The organism is Agarivorans sp. Toyoura001, from assembly GCF_005405585.1.
In the GTDB taxonomy this organism is placed as follows: domain Bacteria; phylum Pseudomonadota; class Gammaproteobacteria; order Enterobacterales; family Celerinatantimonadaceae; genus Agarivorans.
This window is the reverse complement of sequence record NZ_BJEQ01000011.1, coordinates 14,257-31,809: the sequence shown is the minus strand read 5'-3', so window position 1 is coordinate 31,809 and position 17,553 is coordinate 14,257. Positions and strand designations below refer to the sequence as shown.

15 protein-coding genes are annotated in these 17,553 nt (G+C 42.6%); 4 read left to right on the top strand and 11 right to left on the bottom strand.

Annotated features, from left to right (window positions below; genetic code table 11):
• Nucleotides 1-2: 2 nt before the first annotated feature.
• Nucleotides 3-644 (bottom strand): XrtA/PEP-CTERM system exopolysaccharide export protein, encoded by a 642-nt coding sequence (locus FFR00_RS13490; RefSeq protein ID WP_174235956.1) that lies wholly within the window; start codon nucleotides 642-644, stop codon nucleotides 3-5.
• A gap of 280 nt (nucleotides 645-924) precedes the next feature.
• Between FFR00_RS13490 and FFR00_RS13485 the strand changes: the two genes are divergently transcribed.
• Entirely contained in the window at nucleotides 925-2,328 is a 1,404-nt protein-coding gene (locus FFR00_RS13485) for a TIGR03013 family XrtA/PEP-CTERM system glycosyltransferase (protein ID WP_137673931.1), read from the top strand.
• A gap of 3 nt (nucleotides 2,329-2,331) precedes the next feature.
• Complete coding sequence (xrt, locus tag FFR00_RS13480; protein ID WP_137673930.1) at nucleotides 2,332-3,768, top strand: exosortase; 1,437 nt, start codon at nucleotides 2,332-2,334, stop codon at nucleotides 3,766-3,768.
• Here xrt and FFR00_RS13475 read toward each other — a convergent pair.
• The 9 genes from FFR00_RS13475 to FFR00_RS13435 all read right to left on the bottom strand — a co-directional run bounded on the left by FFR00_RS13475 (nucleotide 3,745) and on the right by FFR00_RS13435 (nucleotide 13,666).
• Nucleotides 3,745-5,283, bottom strand: coding sequence for a hypothetical protein (locus FFR00_RS13475; protein ID WP_137673929.1), 1,539 nt, complete (start codon nucleotides 5,281-5,283; stop codon nucleotides 3,745-3,747). The two genes, xrt and FFR00_RS13475, sit on opposite strands and share 24 nt — an antisense overlap.
• A gap of 92 nt (nucleotides 5,284-5,375) precedes the next feature.
• Entirely contained in the window at nucleotides 5,376-6,383 is a 1,008-nt protein-coding gene (locus tag FFR00_RS13470; protein ID WP_161985168.1) for a polysaccharide deacetylase family protein, read from the bottom strand.
• Entirely contained in the window at nucleotides 6,373-7,581 is a 1,209-nt protein-coding gene (locus tag FFR00_RS13465) for a hypothetical protein (RefSeq protein WP_235836229.1), read from the bottom strand. The genes FFR00_RS13470 and FFR00_RS13465 overlap by 11 nt, the downstream gene beginning before the upstream one ends.
• Nucleotides 7,560-8,732: a glycosyltransferase family 2 protein gene (locus FFR00_RS13460; RefSeq protein WP_137673927.1), complete on the bottom strand. Its 1,173-nt coding sequence runs from the start codon at nucleotides 8,730-8,732 to the stop codon at nucleotides 7,560-7,562. Before FFR00_RS13460 ends, FFR00_RS13465 begins: the two co-directional genes overlap by 22 nt.
• 2 nt (nucleotides 8,733-8,734) lie before the next feature.
• The gene (locus tag FFR00_RS13455; protein ID WP_235836228.1) at nucleotides 8,735-9,262 is read right to left on the bottom strand and encodes a serine O-acetyltransferase; all 528 of its coding nucleotides are present in this window, start codon (nucleotides 9,260-9,262) and stop codon (nucleotides 8,735-8,737) included.
• Nucleotides 9,259-10,464: a glycosyltransferase family 4 protein gene (locus FFR00_RS13450; protein WP_137673926.1), complete on the bottom strand. Its 1,206-nt coding sequence runs from the start codon at nucleotides 10,462-10,464 to the stop codon at nucleotides 9,259-9,261. The genes FFR00_RS13455 and FFR00_RS13450 overlap by 4 nt, the downstream gene beginning before the upstream one ends.
• Nucleotides 10,465-10,470: 6 nt before the next feature.
• Nucleotides 10,471-11,046, bottom strand: a complete 576-nt coding sequence (locus FFR00_RS13445; protein ID WP_235836227.1) for a polysaccharide deacetylase family protein — start codon at nucleotides 11,044-11,046, stop codon at nucleotides 10,471-10,473.
• Nucleotides 11,047-11,202: 156 nt separating this feature from the next.
• Nucleotides 11,203-12,330, bottom strand: coding sequence for a glycosyltransferase (locus FFR00_RS13440; protein ID WP_137673924.1), 1,128 nt, complete (start codon nucleotides 12,328-12,330; stop codon nucleotides 11,203-11,205).
• Nucleotides 12,320-13,666, bottom strand: coding sequence for a phenylacetate--CoA ligase family protein (locus FFR00_RS13435; RefSeq protein WP_137673923.1), 1,347 nt, complete (start codon nucleotides 13,664-13,666; stop codon nucleotides 12,320-12,322). Before FFR00_RS13435 ends, FFR00_RS13440 begins: the two co-directional genes overlap by 11 nt.
• A gap of 293 nt (nucleotides 13,667-13,959) precedes the next feature.
• Here FFR00_RS13435 and FFR00_RS13430 point away from each other — a divergent pair, with 293 nt between their 5' ends.
• On the top strand, nucleotides 13,960-15,162 hold the full coding sequence (locus tag FFR00_RS13430; protein ID WP_137673922.1) for a hypothetical protein: 1,203 nt from the start codon (nucleotides 13,960-13,962) through the stop codon (nucleotides 15,160-15,162).
• Between the two features lie 30 nt (nucleotides 15,163-15,192).
• On the top strand, nucleotides 15,193-16,638 hold the full coding sequence (locus FFR00_RS13425; protein WP_137673921.1) for an oligosaccharide flippase family protein: 1,446 nt from the start codon (nucleotides 15,193-15,195) through the stop codon (nucleotides 16,636-16,638).
• A 7-nt stretch (nucleotides 16,639-16,645) separates the two neighbouring features.
• On the opposite strand, the gene FFR00_RS13420 is transcribed toward FFR00_RS13425, so the two are convergent.
• Nucleotides 16,646-17,551, bottom strand: a complete 906-nt coding sequence (locus FFR00_RS13420; protein ID WP_137673920.1) for a glycosyltransferase — start codon at nucleotides 17,549-17,551, stop codon at nucleotides 16,646-16,648.
• Nucleotides 17,552-17,553 lie beyond the last annotated feature (2 nt).

Sequence of the window (17,553 nt, the reverse complement as noted above, 5' to 3'; positions counted from 1 at the left end):
GACTAAAACCAAGCTTCTGGGATAATAATAATATCGCCAGGAAGAACATCTACATTGGCTTCAATCTCACCATCTTGTATTAGTTTGCCTACACGTACGTTATAAGAGCGCTGCTCTCCACTTACTACTCGAACCAAACGTGCATTATCACCATCGGCGTACTCGGTTAAACCGCCCACCTGAATCATTACATCAAGCAGTGTCATGTCTTCGCGGTAGTTAATGGCTTGCGGTTCAAAGGCTTCACCAATAACGCGAACTTGCTCGCTAAACGGCCCAATAAAACCTTCTACCGTTACCGTTACAATCGGGTCACGAATAAATTCGGCCAATTCAGATTCGATAAGACGGGCTAGTTCAGTCGGCGTTTTACCCGACACTTCTAGGTCTTCAACTAAAGAGGTTGAAACCATACCGTCTGGGCGAACAATAAAAGTGCCTGAAATTTCAGGGTTTCGCCAAACAAAGATGTTTAGATCATCACCCGGACCAATCAAGTATTTATAATCGGCGGGATTTTCGGTGAGCGAAGGGTTAACCGACGCACTAGGTAAGGTGGGTAAATTGTTTGAACATGCGCTAAGGAAAAGCCCTAACGCCATTACCGAGAGTAGTTTAACTACCGCTTGATTTAGTTTTTTCATAGCACTATCCATTACGCTGAGTGTCCATCAAATAACATTGATTGAGAAAGTCCTTTTTCCCATGATAGTGTGCGGGGACGCATGTTGTAAATCTCTTGAGCTAAATAGTTTTAATATATCGATATTTATCTTCAGGCCGTTGTAAATGTAAAGCTAAGGTAACAATTCTGCTGTTAACTGAAGGCGCACAAGTAGAACCGATTTTTTGTGGCTCTGTGTTTAAATCTCGGTATACTGGTCAATCTTAAAATTTAAATTTAAATTGTTTCAAGGAAGAAGCGTGGCTGGTTCGAAATTTCACAATCTAGATCCTGGTAGTAGAGCAATTATTCTCGCCGAATTTTTATTGCTCATTGGGGTTTTTGTCATCGGCGTTGAGCTTCTTCGCTTCAGCGGTTTTGAAGGTATTCCTGCCTACGGTGAGGGTATCTTATTGATGCACTGCCTAGCATTTACCTTTCCTATTCAACTCTCCATCCTTTCTGTTGGCTTATACAACCAAAAAATACGTGAAACCTTTCGAGGAGTCATTCGTCGACTGTTAGTGAGTATTGCTTTAGGTTACTTTATCTCTTCGGTTGTATATGTATTAACGCCGCTTGATGTATTGCCGGGTAATTTCCGTGAATTACTTTACGCAGCCGTAATGATGGGCCTGACTACAATTCGTTATTTCGCCTTGAAAATGCAATACGAGCATATGGGCAGAAAACGCATTTTAGTTTTAGGTGCAGGTGAGCGCGCGAGCATTATTGAAAAGAGAATGCGCCGCAAGTCTGACCGAGTTAGCTTTGAGATGGCAGGTTTCATCAGTATGCCTGGTGACTCTGAAGACGGCATTAAACGTGAAACCATCCTTGAACTCGACCAACCGCTTGAATCTTATGTTCTCGCAAATGGCATTGAAGAGATAGTGATTGCTGCAGATGAGCGACGCGCTAACTTGCCAGTGGACAGCTTGTTTCTATGTAAACTTCGCGGTGTAGAAATTACCGATATCATTGACTTTATCGAGCGCGAGTCAGGGCAAATTGCGGTAAACCTTATTTACCCATCTTGGGTTATTTATAGTAACGGTTTCCACTCTACCAACTACTTACGTAGTTCTTTAGACTGGGTATGTAATACCTTCTTAGGCTTAATCGTATTGTCTCTAACTTGGCCGCTGATGCTAATTACTGTCATTATGATCAAGCTAGAAGAAGGCATTAAAGCCCCGGTCCTGTATTCGCAAGAGCGAATTGGTCTAAATGGTCAGCCATTTAATATTTTTAAGTTCCGCAGTATGCGTACCGACGCAGAAAAAGACGGCGCAAAATGGGCTCAGAAAGAAGACCCTCGCGTAACAAAAGTAGGTAACTTCATTCGCAAATACCGCATTGATGAATTACCACAAATTTACAATGTATTGATCGGAGATATGGGCTTTGTAGGTCCTCGTCCGGAACGCCCAGCGTTTGTAAAAGAATTAGTGTTATCGATTCCTTATTACAATCAACGTCACAATGTAAAACCTGGCTTAACCGGTTGGGCACAGCTTAAGTATCCATATGGAAGCACTGAAGCCGATGCCTTAGAAAAGTTAAAGTTTGACCTGTATTACATTAAGCACCGCAGCTTCTTACTGGATTTATTGATTCTAGTAAGAACCGCAGAGATCATCTTGTTTGGTAAAGGGCGCTAATTTTTGGAGCCAGATAATGTAGAGCAAGGGCACGCTAATAGCGGTAATCTTCAAGCTATAATGGTCTTAGTGGTTACCGCATCAGTTGCTTTGCTATTTTGGCCAGTGCTATTGGATGTTTGGCGCTACAGTTTTGATGACGGCACCTACTCACATGCCTTTCTCATTCCTTTAGTAGCACTTTATGTGCTTTATGATTGTCGACAAGAACTACAGTTTCGCCAAGCTCCTAGTCTTTGGCTAATCCCTCTGATTCTTTGCCTAGCTTTAGAGCTGCTGCTGTATTTGAGCCAAATTAGTCTACCGGTGCGCGCCCTACTCCCTTTCGTATTACTGTTTAGCTTATTGAGCGTATTTAAACATCACAAAAGTTTATATGTGTACGCTCTAGTCATGTTATTTGCTACACCAATTTGGGGGATTCTATCCCCACCACTGCAGACACTGTCTACCAATGTTGTAGAAATGGTGATGGCCTATACCCACGTACCGAGCTTTTTTGAAGGCAATGTGGTGTCTATTCCTTCAGGTCGTTTTGAGATAGCGAATGGCTGTAGTGGCTTGCGCTACTTTATTACTTCGTTGTTTTTATGTTTGTTGTATATCTATTTTAATATTCGAGGCGCACGTAAAGCTGCTACCTTTTTTGTTGTGTGTATGGTCGGCGCGTTATTGGTTAACTGGGTACGTATCATCATTATTATTCTGGTTGGTCACGAAACCCAAATGCAAAGTGACTTAATTCACGACCATAATAATCTAGGCTGGTATTTATACATTCCTTACTTGCTGTTTGCTTTTTATGTCGGCGGTAAACTCGCTCAAGATCCTTTACCACGAGCGAAACCTGTTGAAGTAAGCCAGCCTTCACCAAAAGTATTTGCGTACTTCATTCTTGCTCTATTGGTTTTCTCTCCAAGCCTATTGGATTGGCCAGTGGTTGATGCGAATCAGCTAAACAGCCAGCAGACACCATCAGAAGTCCTCTACCATCGCTCTCTCCAAGTGAGCCAATACCAATCGGTAGAGCATCAAACGCTTTCTGTAGATGATATAGAGCTACAGCAATGGGTGTATTTATTTAGTGGCCTTGGCTTAGACAACAAAGCATCATTTTATTTAAATGAAGTGGTGCCTGAGAATATGCGAGTGAAAAAAACTGAGAATACCCTTCGCACTAACTTTGTATACTTTCGCTCAAGAGCTAATCAACCAGCCCTGTTAGCCTATAGTTATGCGGGCGCTAACGGCTTGGTGGCCAATAGAGGCGCACTTAGATCTCAGCGCTTTTCAGAGGTACTAGCAGGCAAGCGTAAGAGTGCTATTGTAGCCGCTTCAGTCTTGTGTGCTGACGCTAGCTGTACTCGCGAAAGAGCGGCGCTAGAACAGCAATTAGGTTTGTTTGAAAACACCAAGTTATTGTTTCAAGATCCAAGTTAACGAACCGTTACTGGCAAACCACCAATTAAATTTTCTTAGTGGTTTTAAGGCCCAAGCCGGTTGGCCAGCAGCGGTTTTACCTTTTTTATTCATCGTTCCATCGCACGTTTTTAGCAGTTCCTGCCCAAGTAAGTCTAATAAAAACTCGTCTTCGCCACGTTCACGCTTCAAATATACAGCCTTATAAACCATGCCCACTACGTCACAAGCATGTTGCCGCTCGGTCCAAGAATTACGGTCTTGAAAAATAGATTTTTTAAAGAACACTAAATAATCTGGGATATAAAGAGTCTTACCTTTGTATTCCACAGTATATAGCCCTTGTTGAAGCAGCATTTCTGCAAAATCTACAATCAATTGAGCCGCTTGCTGATCGTTAGTTAACCAAAAATAACGCCACAACTGTTCTACTACCAAAGCACTCATCCATGGGGAACACACCATCTCTTGACTGTTTTTATTAGAGTGTGCCTTCAAGCTATGCTTTAAACAGCCGCCCTGTCCGGGAGCGGGCACCCATAGATTTTGTTTAATTCCACTCAGTAGTTGCTCAATCCGGCTTAACGATTGCGCAGTGCTATCGAGCTCCCATTGATTTAGTGCCAAACCGAGCGCTACCGACAAGTGCCGCTCGGTCCAAAACCCTAGTTTGGTGCTGTAAGTTGCTGGCCACTTAAGCCCTTTCGGCGTCATATTCTCAATCGCTAGCTTGGTAGACAGCTTAGGGTAAAACAAATAATCAATTAGCAGCCCAGCACTTAGCATGTACTTAAGATCTGCTGAGCCCTTCAAGGAAAAGTCTCCATTAGAATCTAACTGACTGATAAAAAACTGTGCTTTTTGGTGAGCCGTTTTTTTCCAACGAGAGTCGGCGGTTTTAAAATACAGTTGATAGAAAGTATACGGCCTATCATATAGCCATGGCGCTGCGCTATTACTGGGGAGCGTCGTTTTCTTCGCTGGGTCTTTGGGTTTACTAAGCTCAGCGATAAGAGCCTCATCACCGCTATAAGCAGCATAACGCCAATACGCGTTATCAAACCAACCCCAATCGATATTGTTTGCGTTGTAGATAAGTGGTGAGTAAAGCGCTGAGTTTAACCATTTTTCAGTAAAATTAGCCTCAACCAATAGGGCTTCTTCTAGTTTTACTCCATCATTTGGTTTTGTGAGATTTTTTGCCCAGCGAATTTCAAGTTCACCAGTATCCAAACCTTCGACCTTAAATAGTACGCCTCTATAAAACTTAGCGCCTCCTACTTGCGGCCAACTAAGATGAGCCGAAGCGCTAAAGTCGAGTGTTTTCCCTGATTGGCTGAGTTCAAAGCCCAGCTGATTTGAAATAGTGAAGTTGGGAATCGGTAACACAAAGTAATGGTAAGGTTTGCTGCTTGGTATCGATGAGATGCTTGCTTGAACTAAACCCTCTTCTGCTGCCGAGACTTTTAGCGTTAACAATAAAAACAGCATCAAGGCTGGAAAGTAGCTTATCGATTTATTAAGGGATTTGCACATTTCTACCATTCCTGATTATGACTAAACGAGGCCAAGAAAAACGGTCGCTCATCAAGTAAAGTGCAAATCAAGAAAGTCGGCAAATTAGCCCGCTAACGCGCTAACTTGTCATGCAACGCCATCACTTGAACTTTAAGCGAGTCTACGGATTTATTGCCATCAACTGAAATACGCTTTAGTGAGTACGCACTTTGCTCTGTCAGCTTAGTGTTAATCCCGTTCATAAAAGAAAATGCGAGACGATAGCCGCATTGCTTAGCCATCTCTTGGGTCTGCTCAGTAAAGCTATCCGTTCTGCCAACGGGATACGCTAACATACTCACTGAGTTGCTCAACTGGTCTTGAATAAAGATACGCGACTCATGCAACTCTATACGTTGTTGCTGCGGCGTTAAGTGAGCCAAAATTGGATGACTTTGAGTATGCGATCCTATCGTCATCCCAGCATCAGCCATCTCCTTAAGCTGTTGCCAATTAGCAAACAAACTGTTGGAGCCGGGCAAAACGGGCGCTTTGCATATCACTCTAAGTTGAGCTAACTTTTCATCCATCGAAAACTGCTGATCAGCTTTAAAGGCATACAGCACTTTACGAATATTTTGAGTTTCATTTTTGCCAGTTAAATCAACCGCATCAGGCCAATGTTCTAGTTTTAACTGGCTAAGCTGGCAATGCTTAACCAGCCAGGCAACTTCATCCCACCAGGCAAAACTTCCGCCATCGGTATATTCGGTCACCACAAAAAACACAGCGCTTAAATCATGCTTTTTAAGCAAAGGAAAAGCATGCTGGTAACTATCGATATAGCCATCATCAAAAGTAATCAATGCATAAGGCTTGGTAATCGGTTTATTCGAATCTAATAGGCTGAGTAACTCAGATTCATTTACTACCGTGAACTCTTGTTTGTAGAAACGTAAATGCTGCTCAAACTGTTCTGATGTGCAGCTAAAAACATTGGGATCAAACTCGCTAAAGCGAGCATCGCCAATCCGGTGATAATTAAATACATACACCCCTGGTGAACGCTGCTGCCAGCGCTTATCAGAAACGGTACGAGCACCAAATAAGAACTGCCTTATTTTGGCTCTACTCAGCATCGGCATGCTCTTCTAAGGTTTTATAGTGTGGCGCTTTAACCACATAATCCCTATAAAGGTGCGGATTACCTGTTTCACCAGCTTCTGCCGCTTTGGCCATGTTGTACATTTCTCTCGCCGACACATAATGCAATACGTAGTTGCTACCGTCATTATACTTGCTCTCTAGGTAGCTACACATATCATCGAAAGGTTTACCTAATAAGGTTGGCATGTCTGCTTCTTGAGTACCATGAGTATGGATCTTGATGAAACGCCATTCAGGACGGCCCTCAACATGGATATTGGCATTGACCCATAAATCTACGCGGTCTTTGGTCGGCATCATGCTGGTACGGATATCGGAATTCTCAATTTGTGGGAAGATCCCCTTTTTGCGGGCTTTCCAGTTCAAATCTAAGGGGCCATTAATCAACATCAAATCACCCCAAGTTTCACCACCTACTTTCACCATTTTGCCGGTATTGTGAGATTTAGGCGCATGTGGGTCATCTTTAGCGTAATAAATAGCATTAACCGTTGCTGGTTGCGTAACACTCGGTGCTGATGGGAAAGTGTAGTCGACAAAACAACCGGTTTCTCTTAGTACAATTAGCTCATCATTTACCCCACAAAGCTTTCCGTCGGGGTGAGAGTTATCCAAGGTCCAATTTCCGTGAATAAAGGCATACTGCAACTTTCCAGTGGTTTCACAACGGACAAAAGCCCCATGTTTCTCGTGTAATAACTCAGTGAAACCTTCTAGGGTTTTACGCAGATTATCACTGGTATCATCGTCATGATGTAAGTGAATTTCAATCTCACCAAAGCCTCGTGCACATAAATCGGCTACTTTGGCTAAATGTTCAAATCGGTATTCTTCTTCTGGGTAGAAAAAGGAATGCTTAGGGAAGCAGCCGTCTGCATCTTGGTGTTTGCCCGCAACTTCTGGGTACTCGTTAAACCACCGGTCAACCCTAGCTCGTTCTTGTTCCAAGCTAATATTCTTGCCCCACTGCGGCTCGTAGTGGTCAACAAAACAGAACAAAACATGCGTTGGCCCTTCAAAATGAGCTTTCGGCCTAAACTTTTGCTTTAAATAGTGAGACAACCACAAATGCATGTGTTTTTTGCGAATAATAAGGGTTACCAACGCAGCCCCAAGCAGCGCCAGCAATAAGAAAATAGAAAAGATGATCACCGTGAAGTCCTTTGCCATGTGCCTTGCACATTTTTAAACAAGAATGAGTAAAAGCCTTTTAATAAAGCCATGTTCATTGATACAAAAAAAGTTAAAAAAGCGATACTACCGGGTAGGCTTTTTCCCTGCTTACTCCGGCTATTTCCCCACGCAGCGACTAAGTAGCCGGCGATTTGAATGGCCAATAGGCCGGCGTACCATGCTTCTTTGACTAAAAGTACATTAGAGACAAGCGCCACTAGCATTAAATGCGGAGTAAACCAGCGCAACACCTTATGGCTAAGGTAAGAAAAGAAACGTGCACCTTGTAAAGGGTTTAGCGCCCATAAACAACGTGTGAAAGCTTGATAGTTACCAGTACCAATTCGAATACGACGCTTTTCTTCGTCATGAAGTGAAGGAGCCACTTCTTCGTAAGCCACTGCGTTTGGCTCATATAAGACCTTTTTGCCTACTTTAGATACGTTCATAACAATCATAAAGTCATCAACAATCGTGTTGGCTGGCAGGGCTTGATAGAGCGGTTTAGCAATCGCATAAATAGCGCCATTCGCTCCAAGTAACGCACCAAGACGGGACTCATGAAACTTAAGCATTTGCTCATAACGCCAGTATATACCGTCTTTGTTATCTTTTGATTCAGAGTCGACTAAATGCAACTCACCACATACAGCTCCAATATCGTCGCTATCGAAATGACGGACCAAATTCTCAATCGCATCGGCTTCAAAATGTGTGTTTGCATCAGACATCACCAAAATCGAATCTTCGGCCAGTTCAACGAGATCATTAAGCACATTTATTTTGCCGCGGTTTTGCTCAAAAATATGGGCCTTAAAGTGGCTAGCGTCTACTGCCGTTAAAATGTCGGCGCTAGAATCAGTACTACCATCAGAACCAATATGAATGGTTAGTTTATCTTTAGGGTAATTAAGCTGCAGTAGGTTATCGATGCGCTGTTGCAGGCATTGCTCTTCGTTGTAGGCGGCAATAATAATTGATACTGAAGGCCAGTTTTCGGGCTCATCAGAACGACGTTCATGACGACGCCACAAATAGCGAGTATCCCGAATAGCTTGTTTAATACCACTCACAACCAGCAATACTAAGGGGTAAATTACATAACTATAAGCGATGAGAGCAACCGCAATCCAAAAAATTAGCTCCATGACTATTGCTCCGCTTGTTCGGTTGTTCGCTGATACCGACGCGCAGGAATCCCTAGCATGGTCGCGCCCTCTTCTGCCGATTTAGTGAGTACTGCATTGGCACCAATTTTCACCTTATCAGCAACGCGTAAATCACCAATTATTTTAGCGCCAGCGCCGACAAAAATGTTCGAGCCTAAGCGCGGAGATTTGCCTTTTTCATCACCAATGACCACCCCACTTTCTAAGGTGATGTTCACTTCACCTTGCACTTTGGAATTAATCACAATGCCTACCGGATGCATAATCACAAAACCCGGGCCAAACTCAGCTCCACTGCCAATAACGCAGCCATTGATAAACTTATTCAAGCATTGAAAAAAGTACGCTACTAAACCTAAACGATGAGTGGCAAACCAGCGCATACAGCGGTAAAGGATATTGGCACTTGAACCGTCAGCCATCACTACTCGCAACATGCTCACATCAGCACCGTCTTCCTTAAAAATTTCTTGTTTTCGGCGGAAATCAGCTTTCAATCGTTCCATCATTTCACCAATGTTAATAGTTGTTCAGCGTTGTGGCGCCATTGCCTTTCGCGCTCTATATAGGCGCGCGCTTGTTCGCCCACTAACTGTTGTTGATCTGGCTGCGCAGATAAGGCTAATACTTTCTCAACACAAGCTTCACGGTCATTGGCTTTAAATAACCAACTGGTTTCGCCGTCTGCTACTACTTCATCAATAGGGGTAAAGTCTGGTGCTACCATACCTTTACCCATAGCCATAAATTCAAACAACTTCATGGGCGAGCCATAATCATTTGAGTCGGGTAAAATACCAAAATCCATCGCCGACAAATACGTGGGTACTTGGTCATGAGCGACTCGCCCTGGCATAATAATTTGCGATTCAGCCCCAGCACTGGCAATGCGTTGCTTGATACTGTCGTAACAGGCTCCGTCACCCACCAGCAACAGCACTATATTGGGATAATCTTTAAGGCGCTCTGCTATTAGGTCAACAAACCAATCAATGCCGTGCCAATGCACAAATGCCCCCACATACCCCACAACTACCTTGTCTTCTACCTTAAGCTTTTCGCGTAGTTGTTGGGCAGCGGGTTTATCTATTACAAACTGGTCTAAGTCAGCGGCATTCGGCGAAATAACCGAGGGAGCGATATCAGGGTAGGCATCTTGCGCGACTTGCTGGAAACGGCTAGAAATAAATACTAATCCAGTCGCATTACTAAAGATCCAACGTTCTACCGAGCGGGCAAAGCGTTGAAAAAACAGCTCTCGCACACGATGTACCAAACAAGAGTCATTAATCTCCAACACGATCGGAATATTGTGCCTTTTAGCCCACCACACACTAGCAAACATAAACAACGAGTAACGCTCGTAAATAAGTTCGATATTTTGCTGCTTAACCGTTTTACGTAAACGCCACCATGCAAGCAGATTAAAAGCCAACTCAAATAATTCGAACACAAACTCGGGGGTATACTTGGTTAACTCTGTTAAACGAGAAAATAACCCTTTCTTTACAGGAGGTTTCGCCGCGCTGCTGGACTGCGCCGAAGCTTCTTTTGGCCCTGGAGTGGTAGGTAGCTCTTCTTCTGGGTCAGCACCGGGTAACGACAGAATACTCACTTTATGGCCTAACTCTCTCAGCCCTTTTACCACCCCACGAATATGTACGCCTTCGGCACCTCTGCCACGTGTACGATGGTGGAATAAAATATTCATTTTAACTTAGCTCTCCAGTGCTTTAAGTTCAAAACCTTGTGCTTGCCATTGCGGAATAAGCACCGCTAATGCGTCTATACACAAGTTATTGTCATCATGAAATAAAATTATATCGCCAGCAGTAACAGGCTGGTCGTTAAAACGTTTTATCAATTGCTCGGTAGGTTCTTTTTTATAATCAAGAGAATCACGGCTCCAATGCACAGCGGTAATACCACGGCGAATCAAATAACCGAGTAAAGAAGAATCCCAACGGCCTTGCGGCGAACGAAATAAGCGACAATCAGTATTAGTTAGCTGCTTAATCGCGCTGTTAGTTTTTTCAATTTGCTGATTACGTTCAGTAATAGAGATATGGTCAAAACGTGGATGATTGTAGGAGTGATTCGCGAGGGCGTGACCCTCTTGAACAATACGTAATCCCAAACTAGGACAACGCTCGAGCCTGATTCCCATAGAAAAAAAGGTTGCTTTTGCTTTATGTGCGTTTAACAGTTCCAGAAGCTCACCAGTAAACTCGGGGTGAGGACCATCGTCGAAGGTGAGATATAAAGCCGGCTGTTGCGCGCTTTTTTTTATCAAAAACCATCGGTCTGGTAAAACTTTATCTCGTATAAGATATTTGATCTTACTTAACATCAACTACAAATCCGTTTGAGCCAATCACATCACGTTAAAACAAGCTGTTCAGTGTAACAAAATACCAGCTTAGCCCCAGCAATTCATTAACTTATCTTTTTAAGCTTCGCCATTTTTCAACATGCTTAAAAACAGCTGCTGATTAACCTGCCAAGAAAAACGACTTGCATGCTGTTTTATGGCTTGTTTGTCCCAGTCACTAGTAAGTATTTTGGTTAATCCTGCCGCTACCGCTGCAGCATCTTTAGGAGGAATCAACACCCCGCATTGAGATGCATCCATCACCTCAGGGATCCCACCTACAGTCGTTGCTAAAACTGGGGTACCGCAAGCCATTGCTTCTAATACTACGTTAGGCACTCCCTCAGCATAACTAGGCAGCGCTAACAATTGGGCATGGCTAATCCAGGCAGGTAACAGAGCATGTTGCACGGAACCCAAAAAGTGAACACGTTCTGCTAAACCATCGGCCTTGGCCTGTTGCTCAATAGTGGCTTTCATTGCACCCGTGCCTGCATAGACTAATTGTAACTCAGGATGTTGCTCAGCCACTTCAGTAAAACCCTGATAAAGCTCGGTCACCCCTTTATCTACTTTTAAGTTACCCACATAAAGTAAGTAATTTTGAGCAAAAGGTCTTTTGGTATCCACCCCAAATTTTTGATGGTCAACACCGTTGTAAATCACCGATACCTTTTCTTGGTTAATACCCAAGCTTGCCATTTCTTTGGCTAGCGCTTGAGAGACAGACAATATACCTAAGGCATTTTGACTAGCATGTTTAATCTGTTTGGCTCGAGCAGGGTCTTTGGCCAGTTGGTTTATATCACTACCATGAACCTTAAAGAAAAAACGCGCGCCAAACAGCTTAGCCAACCAACTGCTTGCCACCGCCTCAGGAAATGCCCAGCTAGCCATTATAATCTTAGCTTGCTTGCGCTTTAACCAAAAACCACTGTGAATTAACAGCGACAAAAACATCATAACGCTATAAAAGCGGCGGCCTATTTTAGGTGTATAAAAGTACGGTAGGTAACGTACTGCGTCACTTTGAGTAATCTGCTTGCGGTGTTTAAACCATTCTGGAAACGCCACTGGCACCAAAATGCTTAATGCGTATTCGGATTTAAGCAGTTCAAACTGTTGATGATTAAACTTAGCTCGATTGGGTTCCCACGGCAGTGGGTACAAGTTGGTAATGATCACCATTGCAGGATTAGACTTCACAGATAGTAACCCTATGCTTGCCGCTGGCAGTAAGCGGAATATCATCCACTAGCTCGAAGTGTAAAGTCAGCTCACCGTGGCTGTATTTATTGATTTCTTCAGTAATCATTGCTTTGTCGCTATCACCAAATTGTTCGTTAGCCACAATCTTCATGGTCACTTGATCAATCTGCTGTTGAATGATTTGGAAGCGCGAAATACCCGCAAACTCTTTAAACAAATGCGGAAACAATTCCCCGGGAATACTTCCACCCGATGGGGTCTTAATAATATCGAGCTTGCGGCCATCAATACTCGCCATAATAGGTAAAGGATTGCCACAACTACATGCGTCCTCCACAAGCGTAGCTCTGTCACCGTTGACATAGCGAATCAAAGGCATGCCATAATTGTATAAATCGGTCACCAGTAAATCACCGCTACTACCGGTAATCGCCTGCCCTTGGCTATCAATGGTTTCCACTACCAAGTGGTCCACATTAATATGCAAGTTACGCTGTTCTTGGCAATCTGCCGCCATTAGCATGAACTCGCGACAACCAAAGGTGTTATAAACCCGCGTATTAAATGCCCGTTCTATTTCTTCGCGCTGAAAATCATGCAATGGTTCTGCGCCGGTTAAAATAGTACTCGGCTTCCACACTTTAATATTGTTGTCGTTAATGTAACGCGCCAACTCAAACAAGGGATTTACATAAGACACCATCGCAGTAGGTTTGTAGACGTTAATGTCATCTACATATTGCTGCTTGTTATTGTTATTCATAGCAAATGAATTAAGCATTTTACGGTTATAAAATCCGTGGTATAGCGCATTTTTGATTAACTTAAAGCGTGAGGGTTGACCTAAATCAGCTCCCCAAAGATAGAGCGTTTTTTGTCCCAAACCTGCGCCTAACCAACCATAACCACGCCACATCACCGCTTCTCGGCGTGTATTGCTATTCAGGTCTAATTCAAAATGAAACGGCTGACCGGTAGAGCCCCCGGTAGATTTGCGGATGTTGTTAGGATGCAGATCAGATACAAATTCAGCATAGTGCTGTTTTATATCGTTTTTGGTCACTATCGGCAGCTGCTGAAAATCGCTTAGGCTGGCAATATCTCTAAGATCGTTAATGCCCGCTTCAGCCCACACTTTTGGGTAATATTGAGTATGCTGATAAGCATGAGCCAACAGCTTTTGTAACTCTTGCCATTGATGCGCTAACAACTGTTCTTTAGACCATGTTAGCCGTTGTTCATAGCCGTTTAGGTGATTGAGTAATTGTTTACCTTTAATTGCCTCATAGCTGGGCATTAAAATTTTACGTAAAAAAGATGGGTAAATGGCCATCAGTGACTTCCATATCCGTATGTTGAACAATCGCTAAGATTTAGCACGCGAAAACAAAAAGGCGCTTATTATGTCCATAATCAATCGCTTGCTGTTTGGCCACTAGCCTAACATTTAAGCGACGTACAAGCACCCTATATACAGTGCAACTCTGTTGCTCCAACTCTGTACATCGGCGACATTTTGGCGCTAAAGCGCAAAAATTTAAACGCTTCGCTTACTACTAATTTAAACATAGATACGTTAGCCTAAGTCTCAAATAAGGGATTCTCTCGTGTTAAGGAAAACGCTGTATGGACATTAGTCCAGTTTCAATTGCCTCAAAAGAGGGTGCGATTGTTTATCAGGTTAATTTTGACCTACGCGGTCAGGCTCAGCAACTATGGTTCGAAGTTAGTCATTTTGGCAATCTTAGCCTCTCAACTAGCGCCGATACTGCCTTAGTCTCATTATTGCTACCTGCAATGTTAGCTAACGAGAATATTCATATTGCAGGCGCTATTTCAGAACAGTTGCTGTTTAATCTAAACGGCGCTTATCAAACTCTAGTGATCCAACAAATCCCCCAATTAAATAGAATTAAAATTAGCGCCGAGAAAACCTCTAGTCAATCAAGCCGAGCCAAGGGTGTGATTACAGGGTTTTCTGCGGGCGTAGATTCATTTTGCACTCTTACCGACTACTTTACTGAATCAACACCCGCCGCTCGTAAAGTGACACATTTGTTGTATAACAATGTTGGTTCTCACGGGAAAGGTAAGGAGCGTTTGTTTAAAGAGCGTTACGCGCAACTAAAGCAATCGGCTGATAATTGGCAACTGCCTTTTATCATGGTGAATTCAAACATGAATGATTTTTATGGTAGGGCACTAGACTTTCAACTTACCCATACCATTCGTAACGCAGCTATTCCAATGTTGTTACAGGAACACATCGGTCATTTTCTCTATTCATCCGCTTATAGTTATAAAGATCTGTTCGTCGGCTCAAGTTACGACATGGCCTACAGTGATGTGTTTAGTCTACCGCTTTTATCTACAGAGTCTTTGCAAAGCCACTCTGTAGGTAGCGAATACACCAGAGTTGAAAAAACTGCAGTGGTGGCTAAAAATCCAGAGTCATACAAAGTGTTAGATGTTTGTGTGAAGGGAGACCAAGCTGAAAACTGCTCCTACTGTGATAAATGCTTACGCACAATCCTAACCCTTGAGATAGCCAACAAGCTTTCTTTATATGAAGACTGTTTTAATATAAAGGTATATCTTAAGCACAAAGACGCATTTATTAGCGCTATGTTAGTGAGCGATGATCCCTTGCTAAAGGAAATAGTCGTTTGGGCAAAACAACGCAACCATTCTTTTTCAATTAGACACTATTTCTTTTCCGCTACTATCGTAATAAAGCGTTCAATAAAGTGGAGCCTAAAAACATTCAAAAAACCAGTTAAATATATTCTCGCCAAACTGGGTTTATATCATCCAAAGCAATACAGCTAAACTATCTAGAATACATAAAGCATTTATTCAATGACACATAATACTAATCTAAAAAGTCAGGTTTTATCGTCCTTAAAATGGGTCGCTATGGGTAAAATAGTCACCCAACTATTACGCTGGGCGATGACTTTTTGGGTAATCCGCCTGCTAAGCCCTGATGACTATGGCCTAGTAGCAATGTCAGACGTATTATTCGGTTTCTTGAACCTGTTATTGGCGTCTTTGTTTACCTCCTCAATCATTCAAGAGAAAAATCTAACTAAACAAAGTCTTAAGCAGCTGTTTGGCGCTATCATACTTAGTCATATCGGATTCTTTGCGCTGCAGTATTCTTTAGCTGATGTAGCAGGTAGCTATTATCAATCTGAAGTGGTTAGCAAAATCCTCAAGGTTAATGCTTGGTGTTTTATCATTCTAGCTTTAGAGGTGATACCTGCCGCTTTACTTGCGAAAAACATGGAGTTTAAACGGGTATCAATTATCGCTGCCGTTGCGAACATCGTGGCGGCCGTATCCACCCTAGCGATGGCTTTTATGGGATATGGTTTTTGGGCTTTAGTAATAGGAGAGATTATATTTATAGGCCTGCGAGCCAGTTTAACCTTCGCTGCTAAACCAATTAACTTCTTACCCAGTTTTAAAATTAGCGATATCACTCCTATGCTAAAATTTGGAGGAATGCTTTCGATTCAGGCTGTATGTTATTACGTATTTATGCACATGGATGTCGCTATTGCTGGACGTATAATGACGCCAACAGAGGTAGGGCTATATGCTATTGGTTTACAAGTAGCCTTAATGCCTCAAAAAAAGATAATGCCGTTGCTACGCCAAGTAGCATTTCCAGCATTTTCACAAATACAAGATCAGCCGCAATTGATTTCTAGTTATGTATTAAAAGCCCAGCGCCTATGCATTAGTCTTACGCTACCTATTTTCTGGGGGCTGGCATCAGTGACTGATTTGGTAATACCGCTACTATTGGGTGAAAAATGGATCGGTGCAATTATCCCTACTACAATAATCTTAATGATTATGCCGTTAAGGTTCAGTGAAGAGCTATTTACTCCCGCACTAAAAAGCTTAAAAAAGGTTAACCACACGCTTATAAACATATCATTTATGCTAGTTATCATGTTTATTAGTATAATAGTTGCTGCTAATCATGGTGCAATAGGGTTAGCTTTGGCATGGCTAGGTGGCTTCCCTCTCGCTTACCTGATTGTTGCGTGGCGTAATAGCCGTATTTTTGCTACTCCCCTATCTCGATTCTTAAAACTGTTAGTAGCACCAATGATATCTGGTGCTTGCATGTTTGCTGTGGTGTTTGTGTCCAAGTCAATGCTAGACACTTCTGTATTGCTAAAACTTACAATACAAATAGGGTTGGGAGGAATAACTTACTTAGGGTTAATGTTACTGCTAGACAGAGCTTCAATAGAAGAAATCGCAACGATGCTAAAGAAAAAAAAATAAGGCAGCTTTAGTTTTTGTTTCTAGGTTTTAAAAACTCTATCCCCCCTTTTAACAAAGCTTTGACCATCAGCCAAATAACTGTTGAGCCACCTTTCAATAACAATGATTTAAATAACTTATTTAGGGCAGAAAGAATTTGCTTATTCCACAACAAATCCTTTCCCCAATCTAAATAAATTTTAGCTTTCACTTTCTTAGCTAAACTTCGCCACCGTTCTGGCTTAGCCTTTTGTCGAGCAAGAAACGCATCAACCACCGTTAGGTTATCTTGATAAGACGATAACAAACTTCCCAAGCTTCCTTCTATATCAGCCTTCCACACTAAGCTTTTTTGCACTTGGCCAATGATGCCATGCTCTGCAACTCGCAAATATAAGTCGATGTCTTCAGCCGTCTCTAAGCGTTCATCAAACAAACCCACTTGGCTTAATGTTTCTCGTTTAACCATAAACGACGACGTCACTAAATACGGATGTAAGAAAACTTGCTCAAGATTTTTAGCCACTAACGTAGCATTTTGCTTATCTTTAGTTAGACCTTGTTCTTCATCGGCTTTATATGAGGTTTCGCTGTAACACGCTACCCAATCGTTGTTTTCTCGCATCGCTTTCACTTGCAGTTCCAACTTTTGGCTTCGCCATAAATCGTCAGAATCGAGGAAAGCAACAAACTCACCCGTGGCAGCTTGTATACCGGTATTTCTAGCCTTAGAAGCCCCACCATTGGCTTGTGAGATGATGGTAATCGTCTCCCCATAAGCTTGTAAGACCTCAACGGTATTATCATTAGAGCCATCATCTACCACGATAATTTGGTAGTCGCTAAAGCTTTGGCCAAGGATCGAGTCGATGGCTTTACCGATAAATGCGGCGGAGTTATAAGCGGGAATAATTATGCTAACAGCTGCTGTCATGA